The organism is Ruegeria sp. CH11 (assembly GCF_056537105.1).
In genome coordinates this window covers 1-1690 of sequence record NZ_JBQFQX010000049.1, presented here as the reverse complement: position 1 = coordinate 1690, position 1690 = coordinate 1, and the positions used below count along the sequence as shown (strand labels likewise).

1 protein-coding gene is annotated in these 1690 nt (G+C 54.4%); it reads right to left on the bottom strand.

The features are described from left to right. Window positions 1-173 precede the first annotated feature (173 nt). Window positions 174-1619 (bottom strand): IS1182 family transposase, encoded by a 1446-nt coding sequence (locus ACR0LX_RS22930; RefSeq protein WP_480785630.1) that lies wholly within the window; start codon window positions 1617-1619, stop codon window positions 174-176. Window positions 1620-1690: the final 71 nt, after the last annotated feature.

Sequence of the window (1690 nt, the reverse complement as noted above, 5' to 3'; positions counted from 1 at the left end):
GAGGCTGTGTGGAAACGCACCGGATCTAGTCTTTTTCTGAGCTTGTGAGTTTTGTTGCGGTTGTTTCGCTGGATTTTTCATTTTCGTGTCTCAGAACAGCCTTGGAGGCCATTTTGGGTGATCCAGCTCGATTGGAGAGGTTCAGTGGCAGATTTTGCGGCGGCAGAGACCGCCTATGCCTGCATCGCGGCGATCAAGGCAGGCATTCCGATCAGATTTATAACGCGGGTCATATTATAGGCGAGGACGTGTAGCGCCATTTCTGTGGCGACGTTCTTCAAGCGGCGCATTTTGAAGTGGGTCGCTCCCATCCACGATTTGATCGTGCCGTAGGGATGTTCGACAGTCATGCTGCGCACTGCGAGCTGGGTGGGGTCTTTATCCAAACGTTCCTGAGCGCGTTCCAAGACATCTTCATGTTCCCACCGTCGGATACGGCGTTGTTGGCTTTTGGTGCATTTGTCTTTGATGACGCAACTCTCACAATTGTTCGCCCAATAGACCCTTATGGACTTGCCGTCCTGCGGCCCGGTGAAGCGATAGGTGAGCTGTTCGCCAGCCGGGCAGATGTAAGTGTCAGTCGCCGCATCATAAGCAAAATCCGCCTTGTCGAAGTGGCCGCGGGCACGGGCATTTGAGGTCTGCGGTTTGGGCACGACGACCGAGATGCCCGCCTCTTCGCACGCCAGGATTTCTTCGCTCTTGAAGTAGCCTTTGTCCGCCACAGCTTCGAGATGGTCATTGCCGATTGCATCACGTGCCGCGATTGCCATCATCGACAGAGCGTCGCGATCATAGCCGTGCATGGTCACTTCATGCGCAACGATCAGATGGTTCTCGGCGTCTACGGCCGTTTGTACGTTGTATCCAACGACGCGCGGCATGCGCGGCGTGGTTGCCATGGAACGCGCATCTGGGTCGCTCAAGGAGACTTGGGTTTCGCCGGTTTCGTCCATACGTTTCTCAATTGAACGGTATCGCGCTGCTTCTTTCCTGAGATGTTCCACCTTGCGCAATGCACGCTCCATGCGGGCTTCCGGTATCACACCGCCAGTTTGCTCAAACACCTCATCTGCACGATCCAACTCACCGATATATCGTTCAATAGCGGCATCAATCTCGCTCAGCTTCTGACGCAGCTTGCCACGAGTATAGTTCTTGGCTTTCGCGTTCACCGCCTTGAACCGACTGCCGTCAATGGCAACGAGTTTGCTGTCCAGAAAATTGATGTCGCGGCACAGTGCGACAAACTGCTGGCAGACCTTGCGGATTGCGGGACCATTATCTTTTCGGAAGTCTGCGATGGTCTTGAAATCGGGCTTCAGACGACCCGTCAGCCAGATCAGCTCCAGATTGCGACCGCATTCCCGCTCCAGCCGCCGAGACGACTGAACTTGGTTGAGGTAACCATAAACATAAATCCGTAGCAGCAACCCAGGATGATAACCCGGACGACCAGTCGCAGCAGGCAAAGTGTTGAAACCGAGTTCCGCCAATCTGAGCATATCGACGAATGCATCAATCGCCCGGACCGGGCTATCTTCGCCCACATAATCGTCCAGATATTCGGGCAGTAACATCGCCTGATCACGATCCAAACCCTCAATAAACCGCCCCATGGATTGCCTCCGCGCCGATTGCTGAAAGCATACCATCTCTCGGAAAACAGAGGGAGTTTTCACACAGCCTC